Origin of the sequence: Serratia sp. CC22-02 (assembly GCF_900182895.1) — a bacterium.
Classification (GTDB): domain Bacteria; phylum Pseudomonadota; class Gammaproteobacteria; order Enterobacterales; family Enterobacteriaceae; genus Serratia; species Serratia nevei.
Window position 1 is genome coordinate 514,597 of the sequence record NZ_FXUD01000003.1, and the last position, 21,213, is coordinate 535,809.

General features: G+C 60.1%; 18 protein-coding genes. 12 read left to right on the forward strand and 6 right to left on the reverse strand.

Annotation, left to right across the window (positions count from 1 at the left end; all coding sequences use genetic code 11):
* Positions 1-268: 268 nt before the first annotated feature.
* Together nlpD and rpoS are read left to right on the forward strand one after the other, a co-directional pair.
* Positions 269-1,267 carry a murein hydrolase activator NlpD gene (gene nlpD, locus QOL81_RS14335; RefSeq protein ID WP_038871876.1) on the forward strand — a complete coding sequence of 333 codons (999 nt, stop codon included), beginning with the start codon at positions 269-271 and terminating at the stop codon, positions 1,265-1,267.
* Positions 1,268-1,321: 54 nt separating this feature from the next.
* Complete coding sequence (rpoS, locus tag QOL81_RS14340) at positions 1,322-2,320, forward strand: RNA polymerase sigma factor RpoS (protein ID WP_004932578.1); 999 nt, start codon at positions 1,322-1,324, stop codon at positions 2,318-2,320.
* Between the two features lie 79 nt (positions 2,321-2,399).
* Here the strand turns inward: rpoS and mutS are convergent, their stop codons facing one another.
* The 4 genes from mutS to QOL81_RS14360 all read right to left on the reverse strand — a co-directional run bounded on the left by mutS (position 2,400) and on the right by QOL81_RS14360 (position 8,071).
* Positions 2,400-4,955, reverse strand: coding sequence for a DNA mismatch repair protein MutS (gene mutS, locus QOL81_RS14345; protein ID WP_197757196.1), 2,556 nt, complete (start codon positions 4,953-4,955; stop codon positions 2,400-2,402).
* Positions 4,956-5,264: 309 nt separating this feature from the next.
* Positions 5,265-6,257 carry a Vgb family protein gene (locus QOL81_RS14350; protein ID WP_060425312.1) on the reverse strand — a complete coding sequence of 331 codons (993 nt, stop codon included), beginning with the start codon at positions 6,255-6,257 and terminating at the stop codon, positions 5,265-5,267.
* A gap of 29 nt (positions 6,258-6,286) precedes the next feature.
* Positions 6,287-7,258: an aldo/keto reductase gene (locus QOL81_RS14355; RefSeq protein ID WP_060425313.1), complete on the reverse strand. Its 972-nt coding sequence runs from the start codon at positions 7,256-7,258 to the stop codon at positions 6,287-6,289.
* Positions 7,259-7,270: 12 nt separating this feature from the next.
* Complete coding sequence (locus tag QOL81_RS14360) at positions 7,271-8,071, reverse strand: SDR family NAD(P)-dependent oxidoreductase (RefSeq protein ID WP_060425314.1); 801 nt, start codon at positions 8,069-8,071, stop codon at positions 7,271-7,273.
* Between the two features lie 106 nt (positions 8,072-8,177).
* On the opposite strand from QOL81_RS14360, the gene QOL81_RS14365 reads away from it, so the two are divergent.
* The 6 genes from QOL81_RS14365 to chbG all read left to right on the forward strand — a co-directional run bounded on the left by QOL81_RS14365 (position 8,178) and on the right by chbG (position 14,384).
* A complete protein-coding gene (locus QOL81_RS14365; protein WP_060440751.1) occupies positions 8,178-9,071 on the forward strand; it encodes a LysR family transcriptional regulator in 894 nt (297 codons plus the stop codon).
* A gap of 418 nt (positions 9,072-9,489) precedes the next feature.
* A complete protein-coding gene (locus QOL81_RS14370) occupies positions 9,490-9,807 on the forward strand; it encodes a PTS sugar transporter subunit IIB (RefSeq protein WP_033641898.1) in 318 nt (105 codons plus the stop codon).
* A gap of 12 nt (positions 9,808-9,819) precedes the next feature.
* Entirely contained in the window at positions 9,820-11,181 is a 1,362-nt protein-coding gene (chbC, locus tag QOL81_RS14375; RefSeq protein ID WP_060425316.1) for a PTS N,N'-diacetylchitobiose transporter subunit IIC, read from the forward strand.
* A gap of 43 nt (positions 11,182-11,224) precedes the next feature.
* Positions 11,225-12,610 (forward strand): 6-phospho-beta-glucosidase GmuD, encoded by a 1,386-nt coding sequence (gmuD, locus tag QOL81_RS14380; protein ID WP_102985433.1) that lies wholly within the window; start codon positions 11,225-11,227, stop codon positions 12,608-12,610.
* A 15-nt stretch (positions 12,611-12,625) separates the two neighbouring features.
* Positions 12,626-13,474, forward strand: a complete 849-nt coding sequence (chbR, locus tag QOL81_RS14385) for a transcriptional regulator ChbR (protein WP_060425318.1) — start codon at positions 12,626-12,628, stop codon at positions 13,472-13,474.
* Positions 13,475-13,622: 148 nt separating this feature from the next.
* Positions 13,623-14,384, forward strand: coding sequence for a chitin disaccharide deacetylase (chbG, locus tag QOL81_RS14390; protein ID WP_060425319.1), 762 nt, complete (start codon positions 13,623-13,625; stop codon positions 14,382-14,384).
* Positions 14,385-14,393: 9 nt separating this feature from the next.
* On the opposite strand, the gene QOL81_RS14395 is transcribed toward chbG, so the two are convergent.
* Positions 14,394-15,773 (reverse strand): MFS transporter, encoded by a 1,380-nt coding sequence (locus QOL81_RS14395; RefSeq protein ID WP_038871834.1) that lies wholly within the window; start codon positions 15,771-15,773, stop codon positions 14,394-14,396.
* Between the two features lie 243 nt (positions 15,774-16,016).
* On the opposite strand from QOL81_RS14395, the gene pncC reads away from it, so the two are divergent.
* The 3 genes from pncC (at position 16,017) to recX (ending at position 18,254) form a co-directional block, all read left to right on the forward strand.
* A complete protein-coding gene (gene pncC / locus QOL81_RS14400; RefSeq protein WP_087762911.1) occupies positions 16,017-16,505 on the forward strand; it encodes a nicotinamide-nucleotide amidase in 489 nt (162 codons plus the stop codon).
* Between the two features lie 111 nt (positions 16,506-16,616).
* Positions 16,617-17,681, forward strand: coding sequence for a recombinase RecA (gene recA, locus QOL81_RS14405; protein WP_060425321.1), 1,065 nt, complete (start codon positions 16,617-16,619; stop codon positions 17,679-17,681).
* Between the two features lie 60 nt (positions 17,682-17,741).
* Positions 17,742-18,254, forward strand: coding sequence for a recombination regulator RecX (recX, locus tag QOL81_RS14410; protein ID WP_043135802.1), 513 nt, complete (start codon positions 17,742-17,744; stop codon positions 18,252-18,254).
* 40 nt (positions 18,255-18,294) lie between these two features.
* On the opposite strand, the gene QOL81_RS14415 is transcribed toward recX, so the two are convergent.
* Complete coding sequence (locus QOL81_RS14415; protein WP_162091232.1) at positions 18,295-18,438, reverse strand: hypothetical protein; 144 nt, start codon at positions 18,436-18,438, stop codon at positions 18,295-18,297.
* Here QOL81_RS14415 and alaS point away from each other — a divergent pair.
* Entirely contained in the window at positions 18,388-21,015 is a 2,628-nt protein-coding gene (gene alaS / locus QOL81_RS14420; RefSeq protein ID WP_060425322.1) for an alanine--tRNA ligase, read from the forward strand. The two genes, QOL81_RS14415 and alaS, sit on opposite strands and share 51 nt — an antisense overlap.
* The last annotated feature ends 198 nt before the right edge of the window (positions 21,016-21,213 follow it).

Below are 21,213 nucleotides of genomic sequence, written 5' to 3' on the forward strand. Positions count from 1 at the left end.
TAAGGTTTTCTCGTTCCAATCAGGCTAATTTTCACTAGAATTGGCCTTTCTACGTAGTTGTCTTATGGTGCGGCAACGCCAATGTGGTTAGCATTGGCGCGCGTTTTGATGCTCCGGCGGGAGATGACCTGGCGTTCAGGGATCGGCCGGCGGCGCCTTTACATCGCAGGGACTGGGAAGTGGCAAAAGCTCGGCTACGATGTAAAGGGTATTTTGGATATATCACTGATATTGCTGTCATGGGGGAAGCATGAGCACGGGAAGCCCAATGATTACGTTACGCCGGGTAGCGGTGTGTACGATGGTAAGTTTGTGGTTGGCGGGTTGTACGAACAATGCCTCGACGTCGGCCCCTATCAGCAGCGTGGGTGGCGGCGGTGCCGTTCCATCCGGCAATAATAATGGCGGGGCGCAGCAGGTCAGCCCCGAGGGCCGCATTGTCTATAACCGCAGTTATAACGCTATCCCTAAAGGGAGCTACAGCGGCGGTGAAACCTACACGGTCAAGCGCGGCGACACGCTGTTTTATATCGCCTGGATCACCGGCAACGATTTCCGCGACCTGGCGCAGCGCAACAATATTCCCGAGCCATACAGCCTGAATGTTGGCCAAACCATTCAGCTTGGTAATGGTTCTGCCAACGGCGGCGGCGGCATGCTGGCGACGACAGATGCAACCAAAGGCGGCGTTCCGAAGCCACCTTCCAGCTCCCAGATCCAGACGGCAACGGTTGATTCTCAATCAACTAACGCGTATTCTGAAAACTCGGGTAAACAGAATGTAGGTAAGATGTTACCTGCAGCAGGTGCCGCAGCGGTTGGGACCGCGACTGCGCCTGTTACCGCACCGGAAGCCGCTCCACCCGTGAGCAGCACCGTCAGCAACAGTTCTCCGGTCAGTACCTGGAGATGGCCGACTGACGGTAAGATTATTGATAACTTTTCCTCATCAGAAGGTGGGAATAAGGGCGTCGATATCGCCGGTTCCCGTGGGCAGCCTATCTTCGCTACCGCCGATGGCCGCGTAGTGTATGCCGGCAACGCTTTACGGGGTTACGGTAATCTAATCATCATCAAACACAATGATGATTACCTGAGCGCCTACGCTCATAACGACACAATGCTGGTCCGGGAACAACAAGAAGTGAAGGCGGGTCAAAAAATAGCCACCATGGGTAGCACCGGTACCAGTTCAGTACGTTTGCATTTTGAAATTCGTTACAAGGGGAAATCCGTAAACCCGCTGCGTTATCTTCCGCAGCGATAGATTGGGCAGAATACGCTGAGATTCTGCTCGCGGTATCACGGGTAGGAGCAGCATATGAGCCAAAATACGCTGAAAGTTAACGAGTTACATGATGATGCGGATTTCGACGAGAATGGAGCTGAGGCTGAGTCGTTTGATGAAAAAGCGCTGGTAGAAGAAGAGACCAGCGAGAACGATTTAGCGGAAGAAGAGCTGTTGTCTCAAGGCGTTACGCAACGCGTATTGGATGCGACGCAGCTCTATCTGGGTGAGATCGGTTATTCACCTCTGCTGACCGCAGAGGAAGAAGTCTATTTTGCGCGGCGTGCTCTGCGCGGTGACGTGCCGTCCCGCCGCCGCATGATTGAAAGCAACCTGCGGCTGGTGGTGAAAATCGCCCGCCGCTACAGCAACCGCGGTCTGGCGCTGCTGGATCTGATCGAAGAGGGTAACCTCGGTCTGATTCGCGCAGTGGAAAAATTCGACCCGGAACGCGGTTTCCGCTTCTCCACTTACGCAACCTGGTGGATCCGTCAGACGATTGAACGGGCGATCATGAACCAAACCCGTACCATTCGTTTGCCTATCCATATCGTCAAAGAACTGAATGTCTATCTGCGCACCGCGCGCGAGCTTTCCCACAAGCTGGATCATGAACCGAGCGCTGAAGAGATTGCCGAGCAACTCGACAAGCCGGTGGATGACGTCAGCCGCATGCTGCGTCTGAATGAGCGCATCACCTCGGTGGATACGCCGCTGGGCGGGGATTCGGAGAAAGCGCTGCTGGACATTCTGGCCGACGAGAAGGACAACGGGCCTGAAGACACCACGCAAGACGACGATATGAAGCAAAGCATCGTCAAATGGTTGTTCGAACTGAACGCCAAACAGCGTGAAGTGTTGGCGCGTCGTTTCGGCCTGCTGGGCTATGAAGCGGCGACGCTGGAAGACGTAGGCCGGGAGATTGGCCTGACGCGTGAGCGCGTTCGTCAGATTCAGGTTGAAGGCCTGCGCCGCCTGCGTGAGATTCTGCAGATGCAGGGCCTGAGCATTGAGGCGCTGTTCCGCGAATAACGCCGGTTGTTGAACCGCATCAAATAAAAACGGTGAGCATGATGCTCACCGTTTTTTTATGCCCGCGTTTGGCGCCAGACTACACCATATTTTTCAGCCGGTAGATCCATTCCAGCGCCTGGCGTGGCGACAGGGAATCCGGATCCAGCGCCTCCAGGGCTTCTACCGCCGGCGAGGTCTCTTCCTGCAGCAGCGTCATCTGGGTGGCATCGACGCTGCCCGAGGCGGTGTGGCTGGAGATAGACTCCAGCTCGCGCAGCTTCTGACGGGCGCGCTTGATGACGTCGCGCGGCACGCCGGCCAGCGCGGCGACCGCCAGGCCATAGCTTTTGCTGGCAGCCCCGTCCTGCACGCTGTGCATGAAGGCGATGGTATCGCCATGTTCGAGCGCGTCCAGATGCACGTTGACCACGCCTTCCATTTTCTCCGGTAGCGTCGTCAGCTCGAAGTAGTGGGTGGCGAACAGCGTCATCGCCTTGATGCGGTTGGCCAGGTTCTCGGCGCAGGCCCAGGCCAGCGACAGGCCGTCGTAAGTGGAGGTGCCGCGGCCGATTTCATCCATCAACACCAGGCTGTGCTCGGTGGCGTTGTGCAGGATGTTGGCGGTTTCGGTCATCTCCACCATGAAGGTAGAGCGGCCGGAAGCCAGATCGTCCGCCGCGCCGACGCGGGTGAAGATGCGATCCACCGGGCCGATAGTGGCCTTGGTGGCCGGCACGTAACTGCCGATGTGCGCCATCAGCACGATCAGCGCCGTTTGCCGCATATAAGTGCTTTTACCGCCCATGTTCGGGCCGGTGATGATCAGCATGCGGCGCTGTGGCGACAGGGTGAGCGGGTTGGAGATAAACGGCTCACTCAGCACCTGCTCTACCACCGGGTGGCGGCCTTCGGTAATGCGGATCCCCGGCTGTTCACTCATGGTTGGGCAAGCGTAGTTCAGGGTATCGGCGCGCTCGGCCAGGTTGGCCAGCACGTCCAGCTCGGCCAGTGCGGCGGCGCTTTGCTGCAGTTCCGCCAGGTGCGGCAGCAGCAGATCAAACAGCTCGTCGTACAGGCTTTTCTCGATCGCCAGCGCCTTACCCTTGGAGGTGAGCACTTTGTCTTCGTACTCTTTCAATTCCGGGATGATGTAGCGCTCGGCGTTTTTCAGCGTCTGGCGGCGCACATAGTGGATCGGCACCAGGTGGCTTTGGCCACGACTGACCTGAATGTAGTAGCCGTGTACGCCGTTAAAACCGACCTTGAGCGTATCCAGCCCCAGTTTTTCACGCTCGCGGATCTCCAGCCGATCGAGGTAGTCGCTGGCGCCGTCGGCCAGTGCGCGCCACTCGTCCAGTTCGCTGTTGTACCCGGGGGCGATCACGCCGCCGTCGCGCACCAGCACCGGCGGCGATTCAATGACCGCGCGTTCCAGCAGCTCACGCAGCTCGTCGAACTGGCCCACCTGTGACAGCAGCTGCTGCACGTGCGGGGTGTCCACGTCTTGCAGCAGCGCGCGGATGTCCGGCAGTTGCTGGAAAGCATGACGCATGCGCGCCAGATCGCGCGGCCGCGCGGTGCGCAGCGCCAGACGCGCCAAAATTCGCTCCTGATCGCCCACCTGACGCAGAGAAGGCTGCAGATCGGTGAGCAGGTCCTGCAATGCGCCGATCGCCTGTTGGCGGGCGGTGAGAACCTTGATATCGCGGGTCGGCATGTGCAGCCAGCGTTTCAGCATGCGGCTGCCCATCGGCGTGACCGTGCGATCGAGGATCGCCGCCAGCGTGTTGTCGCTGCCGCCGGACAGGCTTTGCGTCAGCTCCAGATTGCGGCGGGTCGCGGCGTCCATGATGATGCCGTCCTGCTGGCGCTCCATGGTGAGGCCGCGAATGTGCGGCAGCGAAGTGCGCTGGGTATCTTTGACATACTGCAGCAGGCAGCCGGCGGCGCGCAGCGCCTGGTGCGCCTGCTCGACGCCAAAGCCGGTCAGATCGCGGGTGCCGAACTGCAGGTTGAGCTGCTGACGCGCGGTCTCAAGCTCGAATTCCCACAGTGGGCGGCGGCGCAGGCCGTGGCGCTGTTCTATGAGCGCCATTTGTTCGAAGGTTTCCGGGTAGAGCAACTCGGCCGGATTGGTGCGCTGCAGCTCGGCGGCCATGGTTTCCAGATCCTGCGGCTCGGCGACGCGGAAGCGGCCGGAGCTGACGTCCAGCGTGGCGTAGCCGAAGCCGCGCGCGTCCTGCCAGATCGCCGCCAGCAGGTTGTCCTGGCGCTCTTGCAGCAGCGCTTCGTCGGTGATGGTGCCGGGGGTGACGATACGCACCACTTTGCGTTCGACCGGCCCTTTGCTGGTGGCCGGATCGCCGATCTGCTCGCAGATGGCGACGGACTCGCCGAGCTGCACCAGCTTGGCCAGGTAGTTCTCCACCGCGTGGTGCGGCACGCCGGCCATCGGGATCGGTTCACCCGCCGAGGCGCCGCGTTTGGTCAGCGAGATATCCAGCAGTTGGGAAGCGCGCTTGGCGTCGTCGTAAAACAGCTCGTAGAAATCGCCCATGCGGTAGAACAGCAGGATTTCAGGATGCTGGGCCTTGAGGCGCAGGTACTGCTGCATCATTGGCGTGTGCGAATCGAGTTTATCGGTGCTATTCATGCGATTATTTTTCCAATCCATTGAATGTAAAGGTCACTGTGATTTTCATTGTCATCATTCGCTATCACATTGTTTCAGCAGGCGCCGCCCCATTTAGCGCTTGCCGGGCGGCGCAAATCAAATCATCAAAACGCCAGACGGCGCGCTCAAACCCGAGGTTTGCACAGACGCTTATACTAGCCTAGCGGGCAATCGGCTGTCACAGGTAAAAATGGGAAGCGCTGCGCAAGGCCGGTTTGTAACGCAGCGAGATTGTTGTTCGCCTGCGGGCAACAACGCAAGTCGCCGCCCGCAGTGGTGGTGGAAAGGTTATTGCGCGGCGGTGAGAGGCAAAGGCAGTTGATAGAGGCGGAAGCTGTCGGGCACTTCGGTTTCATGGCCGGGCAGCAGGCGGTGGCGGATGCGCGATTCGCTGACGAAGGCGCAGCCTTGTGGCGTGATAGTCAGGTTGACCGGCGATTCCATGCCTTCGCGCAAGATCTCAATCCGGTGCATGCCTGCCGCCTTGGGGGAAGGGATCCGCAGGATCCGCCCCTGGCCGCTCTGGATCCCGTTTTCCAGCACGATCAGCGCGCCGTCCGGTGCCAACCCCATCCCGTCCGGGTTTTCGATGAGGCGCGGCAGCTGCATTTCCGTCAGCTGCGGCTTTGGATCGTTATAGCTGAGGGCGTAGAGCTTACCGGTGCCGAAATTGGCGACTGCCATCAGCCGGTCGTCGAGCAGCACGATCCCGGCGGCCCCCAACCCGCTGGGAGCCGCCAATTGCGGATCCCGATACAGCGTACTGAATGCCGTTTCGCCCGGCCGCAGGCGCAGGATGCCGCCGCCGCGGGTTTCCGTCACGTACACCGTGCCGTCTGCGCCAAGCACGATATCGTTGCCCATTTCCCCCGCCGGCAGCGCCAGGCTGCGGTTGAGGGTGCCATCCGCGACGTTCAGCGCATAGATGCGGTTGGCGCGCGTTTTGCCGCCGGAGAGAAAGTCTGGCGAGTTCCCCCACAGCAGCCCGCGCCGTTCGTCCAGCCGCAGCGCGTTTGAGGCGAACACCGTGTCAGCACCGGGGAAGAAGGTTTCCCACGCCTGCCCCGGCCGTTTGCGCAGCACGTTGCCGCTGGTGATCAGCCCGACATACAGCGTACCGTCCGCCGCGCGGGCGATGCCGTTGGGGTAACGTGCGCCGGGCGGCAGCGTTATGCTGCTTTCCGTGCAGTCTGCGCTGACGGCGGCCTGCGCCGGCGCGCTAAGGGTGAATGCGGCAGCGAGGGTGAACAACGCCGCTCGCGCGGTAACAGCGTATGACATGTTTCTCTCCGGGAATGAGGGAAAGGGGGCTACCAGCGCTCGGGGCGGGCAGCGTGTGCCATTGGCGCCTCCAGCGCGGCCACGTCTTCCGGCGATAGCCTGAGGTCGAGCGCCGCCAGCGCATCCTGCAGATGGTGTGGCTTGGACATGCCCACCAGCGGCGACGCTACGCCGGGTTTGGCCAACAGCCAGGCCAGCGCGATCTGCGCCGGTGGAACGCTGTGCACGGCCGCCACCTCCGCTACGGCAGCGACGGTGCATTCCACCTCGTTTCTGCCGCCGTACCAACGGGGCGCCTGTTCGTCGGTGGCGGCGCGCAGCGTGCCGCCACTGGCGGAGCCGGCCAACACGCCGCGGGCCAGCGGCGACCAGGGCGTCAGGCCAAGACCTTCCTCCAGGCACAGCGGGATCAATTCTTCTTCGTCTTCACGCGTCACCAGGTTGTATTGGCTTTGCAACGAAATAAACGGCGCCAGGCGGTGCTGACGTTGAAAGGCCAGCATTTTCATCAGGCGCCAGGCGTGCAGTGAAGACGCGCCGAGATAGCGGATCTTGCCCGCCCGCACCAGGCCGTCGAGGGTGTCGGCAGTTTCTTCGATCGGCGTTTCGGTGTCGAAGCGGTGCAGGACGAACAAATCGAGGTAATCCGTTCCCAGCCGCTGCAAGGAGGCGTCGACGCTGTGCAGCAGGTGCTTGCGCGACAGCCCGCGGCTGTTCGGCTGCGCGTCCATCGGAAAGTAGGCTTTGGTGGCGATCACCACGTCTTCACGACGGGCGAACGCCTTCAGCGCGCGGCCGAGAATGCGCTCGCTTTCTCCGCCGGAGTAAATGTTGGCGGTATCGAAAAAGTTGATGCCCGCCTCCAGCGCCTCGCGGATAAAGGGGCGCGCTTGCTCTTCTTTCAGCACCCAGGGCCGCCAGGCCGGATCGCCGTAGGTCATGCCGCCCAGACAAAGGCGGGACACCTGCAGGCCGCTGTCGCCAAGCCGAACGTAGTTCATGGCGTCGCCCCCTCAGCGCATGCCGGCGATGGTGTAGCCGCCGTCCACCAGCAGGCTTTGGCCGGTGATGAAGCGGGCTTCGTCCGTCGCCAGCCACAGTGCCACATCGCCGATGTCTTCCGATTCGCCCAGGCGGCCGGCGGGCGTGTGGGCGATAAAGGGCGCAAACGCCGCGCTGTCGGCCACGCTGCCGCGCGCCATCGGCGTGTCGATGATGCCGGGGTTGATGTTGTTGACGCGGATGCCCTGGCCGCTGTATTCGAGCGCCACCGCGCGGATCATCGCATCGAGCGCGCCTTTGCTGGCGGAATAGCTGGATGAGCCGGCGAGCGCGCCGTGGGTCAGCCAGGAGGAGGTGTTAATGATCACGCCGCCTGAATGTTGCGCCAGGAAGGTTTCAATCTCGTATTTCATCGCCAGCCAGACGCCACGGAGGTTAATGGCGATCACGCGGTCAAAATCCTCGCTGCTCTGTTCGGTGATGGGGGCGAAGTTGCCGATGATGCCGGCGTTGTTGAAGGCGACGTCGAGCCGGCCGTAGTGGGCGGTCACCGTGGCGAGCAGCCTGCGGATGTCGTTTTCCTGGGAGACGTCGGCCACGATGGGCAGGGCGTCGCCGCCGGCGAGCGCGATGTCGCGCGCCGTGGCTTCAATTTCCGCCGCACGCCGGCCGGCCAGCGCCACTTTTGCGCCTTCGCGGGCATAGGCCAGCGCGGCTGCGCGGCCGATACCGGTGCCGCCGCCGCTTACCAGCACGACTTTGTCAGCCAGACGGCGCGGCGTTTCATGAGTTGGGGCTGTAGTATTAATCATCGCATCGATACCTGGTAATGGGTTCGATCGCAATGCTATGTTGTTAGATGACGGATAACTATCCGCTAAAAATTCATCTCACTATTAGATAATTTATATTAATAGCATGAAGAAACCCGAATTGTCCGGCCTGGCGGCCTTCGTGGCTATCGCCAGTGAACGCAGCTTCCGCCGCGCCGCCGCCCGACTGGGCGTGACGCCGCCGACGCTGACCCACACCCTGCGCGAACTGGAAGCGCAGGTGGGCATTCGCCTGTTGAACCGCACCACCCGCAACGTCTCGCCGACGGAGGCCGGTGAGCATCTGTTGGCACAGCTGGTGCCGGCCTTTACCGACATCGACGCCGCGCTGGAGAGCCTGAATGCGTTTCGCGAAGGGCCACGCGGCCTGGTGCGCATCAACGCGCCGCGTTCGGCGATCGATCTCGCCATCGTACCGCATCTGGGGCGGTTGGCCAGCGAGTACCCCGGCATTACGCTGGAGGTAGTGGCGGACGAAGGGTTTGCCAACATCGTCGAGCAAGGCTTTGACGCCGGTATTCGGCTCGGCGAGGATCTGCACAACGATATGCGTGCGGTGCGCCTGACGCCGGATCTGCGTTTTGCCATCGTCGCCACGCCGGACTATTTTCAACGGCACGGCGAACCGACGCATCCACAGGATTTGCTGCAGCACCGCTGCATCGGTTGGCGCAAGGCCTCTTCGGGCGAGCGCTACAAATGGGCATTTCAGCAGGGCGAGCAGCGATTTTCCGTGGCGGTCAACAGCCCGCTTATCGTGGATGACGCCAGGCTGTTGCTGCAGGCGGCGTTGGCGCACGTCGGCATCGCTTTCGCCATCGAACAGGAGGTGGAAGAACACCTCGCTAGTGGGCGGCTGCGGCGGGTGTTGGCCGACTGGTGCGCGCCGTTTCCCGGTTTTTACCTCTATTATCCCAACCGCAGGAATCATTCCGTGGCGCTGACCACGGTGATCGAGTTGCTGCGTCTGCCCACCTAATCTTCTTTACCGGCCATCGCGTTCGGATGGCAAGTAAGCGAATCAAGCTTGAACTATTTTTATTCCCTCTTCGTTTGTTCGGGCGCAAATAATCCCTTAAATTCCCGGCGAGTTTATAACTGGCTGTTTATAATTGTTATTTGAGTATTAATTGCGAATATTCCGAGTTTTTATCGGTTATTTGAGAGCCCGGTCACACTATTTTTTTATGTGAAATGTGAAGGGGGTCAAGCCAGCTGGTCAAGGAGAGACGGTTATTATCCCCGCTGGCTTACCGATCCGTTTTTCATGCTCCGTATACTGTCTGCAACCAGGGCAACGTGACGGAAATTTTCATAAGGAATGTGCGTGAAGCAATCGTGATTGCATCTGGCATACAAATAACACGGGGTTTTTTTGATTATCTGAGGTGCTTGGTATGGAAAAGAAAAAAATCTATCTGTTTTGTTCTGCCGGTATGTCCACTTCCCTGTTGGTATCAAAAATGAAGGCGCAGGCCGAGAAATACGAAGTACCGGTGATCATCGCCGCCTATCCGGAGGCGCTGGCCGCGGAGAAAGGCATTGAAGCGGATCTGATCCTGCTGGGGCCGCAGATCGCCTACACCTTGCCGGAAGTGCAAAAACAGCTGCCCAACAAACCTGTTGAAGTCATCGATCCGCTGCTGTACGGCAAGGTCGATGGGCTGGGGGTGCTGAAGGCCGCGGTGGCCGCCATCAAGAAAGCCAATCAATAACAGGAGGCCGCCGTGAATACCCTCATTGCCTCGCTCGAGAAGGTTATCCTGCCTTTCGCCGTAAAAATCGGTAAGCAGCCCCACGTCAACGCCATCAAGAACGGCTTTATTCGCCTGATGCCGCTGACCTTGACCGGGGCGATGTTCGTGTTGATCAACAACGTGTTCCTGAGCTTTGGCGAAGGATCGTTCTTCTATTCGCTGGGCGTGCGCCTGGATGCCTCCACCATCGAGACGCTGAACGGGCTGAAGAGCATCGGCGGCAGCGTTTACAACGGTACGCTGGGGATCATGTCCCTGATGACGCCGTTCTTTATCAGCATGGCGTTGGCCGAAGAGCGCAAGGTCGATCCGCTGGCTTCGGCGCTGCTGGCGGTGGCGGCCTTTATGACCGTCACGCCGTTCAACGTCGGCGAAGCCTATGCGGTGGGCGCTAACTGGCTGGGCGGCGCCAACATCATTTCCGGTATGGTGATCGGGCTGGCGGTGGCCGAGATGTTTGCTTTCATCGTGCGGCGCAACTGGGTGATCAGCCTGCCGGACAGCGTGCCGGCTTCGGTGTCGCGCTCCTTCTCGGCGCTGATCCCCGGTTTCATCATCCTCTCCATCATGGGGTTGGTGGCGTTCGCGCTGGCGCACTGGGGCACCAACTTCCACCAGATCATCATGGACGGCATTTCGGCGCCGCTGGCCAAGATGGGCAGCGTGGTGGGCTGGGTGTACGTGCTGTTCTCTTCGCTGCTGTGGTTCTTTGGGGTGCACGGCTCCATGGCGCTGGCGGCGCTGGACAGCGGCATCATGACGCCGTTCGCGCTGGAAAACGTGGAGCTGTATAACAAATACGGTTCGGTCGAAGCGGCGGTGGCTGCGGGGAAAGAGTTCCACATGTGGGCGAAGCCGTTCGTCGACTCCTACATTTACCTCGGCGGCACCGGTTCGACGCTGGGCCTGATCATCGCCATCTTCATCGCCTCGCGCCGCGAAGATTACCGCCAGGTCGCCAAGCTGGCGACGCCGTCCGGCATCTTCCAGATCAACGAACCGATTCTGTTCGGCCTGCCGGTTATCATGAACCCGGTGATGTTCATTCCGTTCATCCTGGTGCAGCCGGTGCTGACCATCATCACCTCGCTGGCTTATTACTCCGGGCTGATCCCGCCTATCACCAACATCGCGCCCTGGACCATGCCGGTCGGCCTGGGGGCGTTCTTCAACACCAACGGCAGCATCATGGCCCTGTTGCTGAGCCTGTTCAACCTGGCGGTCGCCACCGTGATTTATCTGCCGTTCGTGGCGATCTCCAACAAGGCGCAGAGCCAGATCGACGCGGCGACGGAAAGCGAAGAAGACATCGCCAAGGCGCTGAAATTCTAACAGTGGAACGGGGCGGCGTGGCCGCCCCGCGAGGGACGCGAGTATGGAATATCAATTTGCCGACGGGTTCTGGTGGGGCAGCGCCACCTCCGCGCCGCAGTCTGAAGGGGCGGCCGCACGGGACGGCAAGAGCCGCAACATCTTCGACTATTGGTACGAGATCGCGCCCGAGCGCTTTCACGATCGGGTGGGGCCGGGCGAGGCCTCAACCTTTTACGACCATTTCCGTACCGATATCGGGCTGCTCAAAACGTTGGGCCACAATACCTTTAGAACGTCGATCTCGTGGTCGCGGCTGATCCCGGACGGCGACGGCGAGGTGAACCCGCAGGCGGTGGCTTTCTATAACGCGATGATCGACGAACTGCTGGTGCAGGGCATCACCCCGTTTATCAATCTCTACCACTTCGATATGCCGCTGTGCATGCAGCAGCGCGGCGGCTGGGAAAGCCGGGCGGTGGTCGAAGCCTATGCGCGTTACGCCGATACCTGTTTCGGTCTGTTTGGCGATCGGGTCACCCACTGGTTCACCTTCAACGAGCCGATCGTGCCGGTGGAGGCCGGCTACCTGAATGACCTGCACTACCCTTGTGTAGTGGACTTCAAACGGGCGGTCACCGTGGCGTATCACAGCGTACTGGCGCATGCCATGGCGGTGCAGCGTTTCAGAGCGCGGGAGCTGCCGGGCAATATCGGCATTATTTTGAACCTGAGTCCGACCTATTCGCGTTCCGATGCGCTGGAGGATCGGCAGGCCGCGCACGATGCCGATCTGCTGCTCAACCGCAGTTTCCTCGATCCGGTCGCCAAAGGGCGTTATCCGGCGGCGTTGCTGCAGCTGCTGGAGCGGCATGGGCTGATGCCCCACTGCGAGCCGCAGGATGCGCAGCTGATTGAAGACGGCGTGGTGGACATCCTCGGCGTCAACTATTACCAACCGCGCAGGGTGCAGGCGAAAGAGGGGCGCCGTGCCGAGGGGCCGATCGCATCGCCGGAGGATTTGTTCAGTTACTATGCAATGCCGGGCCGCAAAATCAATCCGCACCGCGGCTGGGAGATCTACGAAAAGGGGCTGTACGACATCCTGATGGATCTGAAAGAGAACTACGGCAATCTGCCTTGTTATATTTCGGAAAACGGCATGGGCGTTGAAGGCGAAGAGGCGTTTATCGGCGTCGATGGGCGGGTGGAGGACGATTACCGCATCGACTTTATTCGCGAGCACCTGAAATGGCTGCACCGCGCGCTGGCGGAAGGCTCGCAGTGCAAAGGCTATCATCTGTGGACCTTTATCGACTGCTGGTCCTGGCTGAACGCCTACAAGAATCGTTATGGGCTGGTGCGGCTGGATCGGGCGGATCAGCGCCGCACCATCAAGAAAAGCGGCTACTGGTTTGCCGAGGCGGCCAGACGCAACGGATTTGACTAACGGGAGGCCGGCGCCGTGTCCGACAACCGAATTTCGCTGAGTGCGAACGACGTGAAGCTGATTCGCGAGCAGGATTTTTTTAACTGCAAAGATTTTCACCTGTTTATCTACAACAAGGTGGAAAGCGCCACCGGGCTGCATCAGCACGACTATTACGAGTTCACCATCGTACTGAGCGGCAAGTGCTACCAGGAGATCAACGGCAAGCGGGTGCTGCTGGAACGCGGGGATTTCGTCTTTATCCCTATCGGCTCCTACCACCAGAGCTTTTACGAGTTCGGCGCGACGAAAATCTTCAACGTGGCGGTCAGCAAAGCGTTCTTTGAAGAGCACTATTTGCAGCAGCTGCCGCGCTGTTTCGTCGCCTCGCAGGCCTACAGCCTGAGGAGCGAGTTTTTGGCCTATATCGAATCGGTGGTGAGTTCGCCGCAGTTTCGCGAGGATGATTTCGCCGAATTTCTCGAAACGCTGACTTTCTATGTGATCAGCCGCATTCGTCACTATAAGGAAGAAAACGACGGCGGCGATGATATCCCGCAGTGGCTGAAGAACACCCTGGCCGGCATGCATGACAAGGCGATGTTCGGCGAAAGGGCGTTGGCGAACATGGTGGCGCTGTCGGGGAAGACCCAGGAGTATCTGACCCGGGCGATGCGGCGTTACTACCATAAGACGCCGATGCAGGTGATCAATGAGATCCGTATCAATTTCGCCAAGACGCAGCTGGAGGTCACCAACTCTTCGGTTTCCGATATCGCCTTTGATTCCGGCTATGGCGATGTCAGCCTGTTCATTAAGAACTTCAAGCGGCTCACCGACGTGACCCCAGGCAACTACCGAAAAAAGTGCTACGGCCCTCTTTAGGGCCGCTCCCGATCAGTATCAACGCCGATATGCCGATGAGCTTCAGGCCGCCGGCCGGTTAATCATTCGATTTTTACCTTAGCGAAGGGGAATGCCGCGTCGGTCGGTCGGGCTTCCCTTGCCAAAAATCCATCTCGCGGGAGCCATTATGGAAAAACTACTGATCGTGAATGCCGACGACTTCGGCCTGAGCAAGGGGCAAAACTACGGCGTCATCGAGGCGTATCAGCATGGCGTGGTTTCCTCTACCACGGCGATGGTGAACGGCGGCGGCGCCCAGCACGCGGCGGCGCTCAGCCGGCAATATCCGGGGCTGCCGATCGGGCTGCATTTCGTTTTGACCCATGGCAGGCCGCTGGGCGCCATGCCTTCGCTGGTCAACGAGCATGGCGAACTGGGTAAATGGCTGTGGTGCCGCGCCGAGGCCGGCGAGCTGCAGCTGGACGAGATTCAGGAGGAACTGCAGCGCCAGTTCGCGCGGTTTGTGACGCTGTTCGGCAGGCCGCCGACGCACATCGACAGCCACCACCATGTGCATATGCAGCCGCAGATTTACCCGCTGGTGGAGGCGTTTGCGCAGGCGCAGGGTCTGCCGCTGCGTCTCGATCGCGAAGAGGCGAAGCGGCGCGATATTACGTTGCAGACGCCCTGCAGCACCGACGCGTTTGACGCGGGATTCTACGGTGAAATGATTTCCGAAGCCTTGTTCCTGCAGCGGTTGACGCGCGCCGACGAGCAGGGCGCCGAGTCATTGGAAATGATGTGCCACCCGGCGTTCCTCGACGCGACGATCCTGCAGAGCAAATATTGTCACCCGCGCCTCGTCGAGCTGGAGGTGTTGACCGCGCCGACGCTGAAAGCGGCGATCGCCGAACGCGGTTTCATGTTGGGCTCCTTCCTGGATCTGTAGCGCTGCCGTTTACAGCATGGCGTGCGCCTTTTTCAGGCCGGTATCCTCTTGCGGATCGGCCCCCTGAGGCAGGGGCTCCGCCTCCTGTTCCTCGGGCTGCGGCTCGTCGACATCGGGCGCCGCTTCCGGCGGCGGCATGGTGTCGTGAATGATCTGCTCATCGAAGGTCGGATTGAGCGCCGGCGACAGCGGCGAACTGGTGAGGCTGTCCGGCAGCGGAATATGCGGCACCGGTGCGTCCTGCGCCAGCTGAGGTTCCTCCGCTTTCGCCGTGCGGCTGAGGGCCGCCAGCAGCACGCCGCACAGGGCGAAGAAGGCGTACAGGATATTACCGCCAAGCGGCTCGATCAGCGCGCCGACCGCCAAGGGCCCGATGCTGGCGCCGACGCCGAACGCCATCAGCAGGCAGGCGGCCAGTGAGACGCGGCGCTCCGGCTCAATCAGATCGTTGGCCAGCGCCACTACCAACGGGTAGAGCGTAAACTGCAGCATGCTGACGACAAAGCCCACCGCCAGCAGCAGCGGGAAATCGATGTGCGGCAGCAGCGCCAGCGGCAGCGCCGCCACGATCAGGAAAATAGCGTTGAGTCGCATCAGCAACGGGCGGCTATAGCGATCCGACAGCCAGCTGAGTGGGAACTGCGCCACCAGCCCGGCGAAGATGGCCAGTGCCATGAACAGGCCGGTTTGTTGAGTGGTTAAGGACTGCAGGCTGGCATAGACCGGCGCCAGGCCGTAAAACGAGCCCACCACCATGCCGATCACCAACGTGGTGGCCAGCACCTTGGGAATGGCGCCGACAAAGTAGCGCAGCTCCATCGGCGCCGGCGACATGTGGCGCGCATTGGTGCGGGTGGTGAGGGCGATGGGCACCAGACAGAGCGCGAAGCACAGCGCGATCACCAGCAGCGTGGTGATGCCCAGGTTGCTTTGCAGCATCAGCACGATCTGGCCCAGCGACATGCCGAGATAGGTCGCCGCCATATAGAAGCCGAACACCATGCCGCGCTGGTTGGATTCCGCCTGGTCGTTCAGCCAGCTTTCCAGCACCATGTACTGACACATCATGCACAGCCCGATCACCAGGCGCAGGGCGACCCAGGCGGGAATGAACTCCGTTAGGCCGTGCCCCAGCACCGCAGCGGTAATGATGCCGGCGCAGGCCACGTAGGCGCGGATATGCCCGACGCGGGCGATGAGAAAGTGGCCGACCTTGCCACCGATCACCAACCCGATGTAGTTGGCGGCGATGATGGCGCCGATCAGCGCGCTGCTGACGTGGATGGAGGCCAGCCGCAGCGAGACGTAGGTGGTGAGCAGGCCCGAGCCCAACAGCAGCAGCAGGGTGGTGGTGTACAACGGCAAGAATACGCCCAACGTTTTTTTCACGCTATCATCCTAATCTCTTCTGGTGCGCCCTGAGGCAGCCGCCGCAGCGTGCCGCCTCCGTGATGTTCCTTGTGCTGGTGCGCCGCCGCTCGCTGGGGCGCTTCTTTTGATACTAGCAGTTTGGCTGGGCGCTTAAAACCGCACCTCCTGCGAGGCGCTGCGCATTTCCACGCGTCGGCCGCCGCATCGCCTTGATAAATGCTACTATCGGGCGCATATACCTGAATTCGCGAGGGAGAGGTTATGAGTGAAAACCAACTGCGCCGGCTCAGCGTGCTGGTGGGGGAAAAACTGAAGGCACAGGGCCGCTGGATCACCTGTGCGGAATCCTGCACCGGCGGCGGTATTGCCAAGGCCATTACCGATATCGCCGGCAGCTCCGCCTATTTCGATCGCGGTTTCGTCACCTACAGCAATGCGGCGAAGCATGACCTGCTAGGGGTGAGAGAAGCCACGTTGGCGGCGCACGGCGCGGTCAGCGAAGAGGTGGTGCGTGAGATGGCGATAGGGGCGCTGCGGGCGGCGCAGGCCGATCTGGCGCTATCGGTGAGCGGCATCGCCGGCCCGGACGGCGGCAGCGCGGAAAAGCCGGTCGGTACCGTGTGGTTCGGCTTCGTCGGCAGCGATGGCCGGGGGCTGTCGCGCATGATGCAATTCGAGGGCGACCGCGACGCGGTGCGGCTGCAGGCGACGATTTTCGCGCTGCAAACCGCCATCGACGAATTTTTGTAAATTAGGCTTGATACTGTATGACCATACAGTATAATTAGTGACATTTCCTGCACAACATACATTCAGTGGCAGTGTGGGGTAACACCGGCATTGCGAAACGAAGGAGCAAAAATGGCTATTGATGAGAACAAGCAAAAGGCGTTAGCTGCGGCACTGGGCCAGATTGAGAAACAGTTCGGCAAAGGCTCCATCATGCGCCTGGGTGAAGACCGCTCCATGGACGTGGAAACGATCTCCACCGGCTCACTGTCACTCGATATCGCTCTGGGCGCCGGCGGCCTGCCGATGGGCCGCATCGTTGAAATCTACGGCCCGGAATCCTCTGGTAAAACTACCCTGACGCTGCAGGTGATCGCCGCTGCGCAGCGCGAAGGCAAAACCTGTGCGTTCATCGATGCCGAGCACGCGCTGGATCCTGTCTATGCGAAAAAGCTGGGCGTCGATATCGACAACCTGCTGTGCTCCCAGCCGGACACCGGCGAGCAGGCGCTGGAGATCTGTGATGCGCTGACCCGCTCCGGCGCGGTTGACGTCATCATCGTCGACTCCGTGGCGGCGCTGACGCCGAAGGCGGAAATCGAAGGTGAAATCGGCGATTCGCACATGGGCCTGGCGGCACGCATGATGAGCCAGGCGATGCGTAAGCTGGCCGGCAACCTGAAAAACGCCAATACCCTGCTGATCTTCATCAACCAGATCCGTATGAAAATTGGTGTGATGTTCGGCAACCCGGAAACCACGACCGGCGGTAACGCCCTGAAGTTCTACGCTTCGGTGCGTCTGGATATCCGCCGCATCGGCGCCATCAAAGAGGGCGACGAAGTGGTGGGCAGCGAAACCCGCGTGAAAGTGGTGAAGAACAAAATCGCTGCGCCGTTCAAGCAGGCTGAGTTCCAAATCATGTACGGCGAAGGCATCAACAGCCGTGGCGAGCTGGTCGATCTGGGCGTGAAGCATAAGATGATCGAAAAAGCCGGCGCCTGGTACAGCTATAATGGCGAGAAGATCGGTCAGGGCAAGGCGAATGCCTGTAACTTCCTGAAAGAAAACCCGGCTATCGCCGCTGAGCTGGATAAGAAGCTGCGTGACCTGCTGCTGCACAGCGGCGGTGAACTGGTGGCCGCTTCCGGTGACGACTTCGAAGACGACGAAGCGGAAACCAGCGAGCAGTTCTAATCGCTGAAGATATGCGCCGCCGTTCGTGTGGCGCATATCCCATAAATTCAGGCTTGAATGATGAATGACTTGCTAAGCCGCGCCATGCGCCTGCTGTCGCAACGCGATCATAGTGAAGCTGAACTGCGCCGCAAACTTGCGGCGCAGCCGTTTGTGGCGAAAGCCCGTTTTGGCGGCAAGGGGCCACATGCGCCGGCATCACCGCCGGTGGCTGAAGAGCCGGTGGATCCTGCGCTGATCGAGCAGGTTATTGCCTACTGTTACCAGCATAATTGGCTAGACGATAAGCGTTTCGCTCACAGCTACATCGGCAGCCGCAGCCGCAAAGGTTACGGTGCGCAGCGCATCCGCAGTGAGCTGATGCAAAAGGGCGTCGACAAAGCGCTGGTGCAGGACGCGTTGGCGGAATGCGACATCGACTGGTGCGAACAGGCGAAACAGGTGGCGCAGCGAAAATTTGGCGATGCGTTGCCAACCGACTGGAAAGAGAAAGCCAAAGTGCAGCGCTATCTGCTCTATCGCGGCTTCTTCCAGGAAGAAATTCAGTCAATTTACCGTGATTTTGCGCAATGAGCGCACACGGGGTTTTACTTCCCTCTGAAGAAAATTTATCTTATCCCCACTTTTTGTTCGTGAGCTGGTTGTCATCGTCGGGATGACGCGTCACCGGCTCACGTGTCGTTATTCTAGCCTTTCCAGGAAAATTATGAGCAAGAGCACCGCTGAGATCCGTCAAGCGTTTCTCGATTTCTTTCATAGTAAGGGTCACCAGGTTGTAGCGAGCAGCTCCCTGGTGCCTAACAATGATCCGACATTGCTGTTTACCAATGCCGGCATGAACCAATTTAAGGATGTTTTCCTGGGGCTGGACAAACGCGCCTATTCCCGTGCCACCACCTCGCAGCGCTGCGTGCGCGCAGGCGGCAAGCACAATGACCTGGAAAACGTCGGCTATACCGCCCGTCACCACACCTTCTTTGAAATGCTGGGCAACTTCAGCTTCGGCGATTACTTCAAGCATGACGCGATCAGCTACGCGTGGGAACTGCTGACCGGTGAAAACTGGTTCAACCTGCCGAAAGAGCGACTGTGGGTCACCGTGTATGAAACCGATGACGAAGCGTTCGACATCTGGCAGAAGCAAATCGGCGTACCGGCCGAGCGCATTATTCGCATCGGCGACAACAAGGGCGCGCCTTTCGCTTCCGACAACTTCTGGCAGATGGGCGACACCGGCCCATGCGGCCCGTGCACCGAGATTTTCTACGATCACGGCGATCACATCTGGGGCGGCCCTCCTGGCAGCCCGGAAGAAGACGGCGACCGCTACATCGAGATCTGGAACATCGTTTTCATGCAGTTCAACCGCCAGTCCGACGGCACCATGCTGCCGCTGCCGAAACCTTCGGTGGATACCGGTATGGGGCTGGAGCGCATCGCGGCGGTGTTGCAGCATGTGAACTCCAACTACGAAATCGATCTGTTCCGTACCCTGATCGCCGCCGTGGCAAAAGTGACCGGTGCAACCGATCTGGACAACAAATCCCTGCGCGTTATCGCCGACCACATCCGTTCCTGCGCCTTCCTGGTGTCGGATGGCGTGATCCCGTCTAACGAAAACCGCGGCTACGTGCTGCGCCGCATCATTCGTCGCGCGATCCGCCATGGCAACATGCTGGGCGCGAAAGACACCTTCTTCTACAAGCTGGTGGCGCCACTGATCGAAGTGATGGGCCCGGCGGCCGACGAACTGAAACGCCAGCAATCGTTGGTGGAGCAGGTGCTGAAAACCGAAGAGGAGCAGTTTGCCCGCACGCTGGAGCGTGGCCTGGCGCTGTTGGACGAAGAGCTGGCCAAGCTGCAGGGCGATACCCTGGACGGCGAAACCGCTTTCCGTTTGTACGATACCTACGGCTTCCCGGTCGATCTGACCGCTGACGTCTGCCGCGAGCGCGGTCTGAAAGTCGATGAAGCGGGCTTTGAAGAAGCGATGGAAGCGCAGCGCCGCCGTGCGCGCGAATCCAGCGGTTTCGGCGCCGATTACAACAGCCTGATCCGCGTGGACGGCAGCAGCCAGTTCAGCGGTTACGATCACGACGAGCAGCAGGCAACTGTCATCGCGCTGTTCCGCGACGGCCAGCCGGTCGATCGGATCAACGCCGGCGAAGAGGCGGTGGTGGTGCTGGATGAGACGCCGTTCTACGGTGAATCCGGCGGCCAGGTCGGCGATAAAGGCGTGCTGAAAGCCGCCGGCGTAGAGTTTGTGGTCAACGACACCCAGAAATACGGCCAGGCTATCGGCCACCAGGGCAAACTGGCGCAGGGCTCGCTGAAGCTGAACGATCGCGTGGATGCGCAGATCGACGCTGAGCGCCGCAACAGCATCCGTCTGAACCACTCCGCGACTCACTTGCTGCACGCCGCGCTGCGCCAAACGCTGGGCGACCACGTCGCGCAGAAAGGCTCGCTGGTTAACGACAAATATCTGCGTTTCGACTTCTCGCACTTCGAAGCGATGAAGCCGGAGCAAATCCGCGCGGTGGAAGATCTGGTGAACCAGCAGGTGCGTCGTAACCTGCCGGTACAGACCGAGCTGATGGCGTTGGAAGATGCCAAAGAGAAGGGCGCGATGGCGCTGTTCGGCGAGAAGTACGATGACAACGTGCGCGTACTGACCATGGGCGACTTCTCCACCGAGCTGTGTGGCGGTACTCATGCCAGCCGCACCGGCGATATTGGCCTGTTCCGCATTCTGAGCGAGTCGGGCACCGCGGCGGGCATTCGTCGTATTGAAGCGGTGACCGGCGCAGGCGCTATCGCCACGCTGCACCAGCAAAGCGATTTGTTGCAAGACGTTGCGCAGCTGGTTAAGGGCGACAGCAACACCCTGACCGATAAAGTGCGCTCGGTGCTCGATCGCACCCGCGCGCTGGAAAAAGAACTGCAGCAGTTGAAAGATCAGCAGGCGGCGCAGGAAAGCGCGTCGCTGTCCAGCCAGGCAAAAGTGGTTAACGGCGTGAAGCTGTTGGTCAGCCAGTTGGACAATGTCGAAGCCAAAATGCTGCGCACCATGGTGGATGACCTGAAAAATCAATTGGGTTCAGCCATCATCGTGTTGGCAACGACGGCTGATGACAAAGTCAGCCTGGTTGCAGGCGTGACCAAGGATCTGACTGACCGCGTGAAAGCCGGCGAGTTGATTGGCAACGTGGCGCAGCAGGTAGGCGGCAAGGGCGGTGGTCGCCCTGATATGGCGATGGCGGGGGGGACGGATATCAACGCCCTGCCAGCGGCGTTAAACAGCGTAGAAGCCTGGGTGGCCTCGAAGCTGTGAACATAAATAAATAGCACGCACAAACGCCATAATACTTTGTTGATTATGGCGTTTTCATACTGTGCTAACACAATTTAGTTACAATTGCGGGAACAAAGTTTTTCAGGTCGGCTAAACTTACCATTATCTGAGGTGGGACCAAGTCTGCTTACACTTATTGTGGGTTGCGCGGCTTACGTTTTCACCACATATGATGGA

What these genes read in the sequence shown, in the direction of transcription:
- QOL81_RS14415 (WP_162091232.1), bottom strand. Translation starts at nt 18,438, where the DNA reads ATGAAAGAAATCGAGAAACGCTTGACGGATCTCAGCGGTGCTCTTGCT.
- QOL81_RS14355 (WP_060425313.1), bottom strand. Translation starts at nt 7,258, where the DNA reads ATGAACTACGTTCGGCTTGGCGACAGCGGCCTGCAGGTGTCCCGCCTT.
- QOL81_RS14365 (WP_060440751.1), top strand. Translation starts at nt 8,178, where the DNA reads ATGAAGAAACCCGAATTGTCCGGCCTGGCGGCCTTCGTGGCTATCGCC.
- pncC (WP_087762911.1), top strand. Translation starts at nt 16,017, where the DNA reads ATGAGTGAAAACCAACTGCGCCGGCTCAGCGTGCTGGTGGGGGAAAAA.
- chbG (WP_060425319.1), top strand. Translation starts at nt 13,623, where the DNA reads ATGGAAAAACTACTGATCGTGAATGCCGACGACTTCGGCCTGAGCAAG.
- recA (WP_060425321.1), top strand. Translation starts at nt 16,617, where the DNA reads ATGGCTATTGATGAGAACAAGCAAAAGGCGTTAGCTGCGGCACTGGGC.
- QOL81_RS14370 (WP_033641898.1), top strand. Translation starts at nt 9,490, where the DNA reads ATGGAAAAGAAAAAAATCTATCTGTTTTGTTCTGCCGGTATGTCCACT.
- nlpD (WP_038871876.1), top strand. Translation starts at nt 269, where the DNA reads ATGATTACGTTACGCCGGGTAGCGGTGTGTACGATGGTAAGTTTGTGG.
- mutS (WP_197757196.1), bottom strand. Translation starts at nt 4,955, where the DNA reads ATGAATAGCACCGATAAACTCGATTCGCACACGCCAATGATGCAGCAG.
- alaS (WP_060425322.1), top strand. Translation starts at nt 18,388, where the DNA reads ATGAGCAAGAGCACCGCTGAGATCCGTCAAGCGTTTCTCGATTTCTTT.
- QOL81_RS14360 (WP_060425314.1), bottom strand. Translation starts at nt 8,071, where the DNA reads ATGATTAATACTACAGCCCCAACTCATGAAACGCCGCGCCGTCTGGCT.
- rpoS (WP_004932578.1), top strand. Translation starts at nt 1,322, where the DNA reads ATGAGCCAAAATACGCTGAAAGTTAACGAGTTACATGATGATGCGGAT.
- recX (WP_043135802.1), top strand. Translation starts at nt 17,742, where the DNA reads ATGAATGACTTGCTAAGCCGCGCCATGCGCCTGCTGTCGCAACGCGAT.
- QOL81_RS14350 (WP_060425312.1), bottom strand. Translation starts at nt 6,257, where the DNA reads ATGTCATACGCTGTTACCGCGCGAGCGGCGTTGTTCACCCTCGCTGCC.
- gmuD (WP_102985433.1), top strand. Translation starts at nt 11,225, where the DNA reads ATGGAATATCAATTTGCCGACGGGTTCTGGTGGGGCAGCGCCACCTCC.